Consider the following 391-nt stretch of genomic DNA (forward strand, 5'->3'; position numbering starts at 1 on the left):
GTTGCAGGGCGGGCATCATGTCCATTTTTGGGTTATCGAATTTCGGGATCGGCGACGGGTCCATCACGTAGCGCCCATTTACCTTCACCGGATAGGCGTAGGTGGTGGCGATATGACCGAAGCGGGCGATATCTTCATACAGTTTCACCTGCATCACGCCGTACTCTTCCAGCGCGTGCATGGTGCGGGTTTCCGTTTCGCGCGGCTCGATAAAGCGCAGCGGCTCGGGGATTGGCACCTGGAAGATAATTATCTGATCTTCGGTCAGCGGCGTTTCGGGGATGCGGTGACGCGTCTGGATAACCGTCGCATCGTCCGTACGTTCCGTGGTGTTTACCCCGGTCACGCGCTTGAAGAAGTTGCGAATCGACACGGCGTTGGTGGTGTCATC

At 57.3% G+C, this 391-nt stretch carries 1 pseudogene; it reads right to left on the reverse strand.

The window, feature by feature from the left end:
- Nucleotides 1–391, reverse strand: a pseudogene (gene phnJ / locus JNB89_RS30825) (alpha-D-ribose 1-methylphosphonate 5-phosphate C-P-lyase PhnJ); the annotation flags it as partial.

This window comes from Paraburkholderia phenoliruptrix (assembly GCF_019511605.1).
In the GTDB taxonomy this organism is placed as follows: Bacteria; Pseudomonadota; Gammaproteobacteria; order Burkholderiales; family Burkholderiaceae; genus Paraburkholderia; species Paraburkholderia phenoliruptrix_A.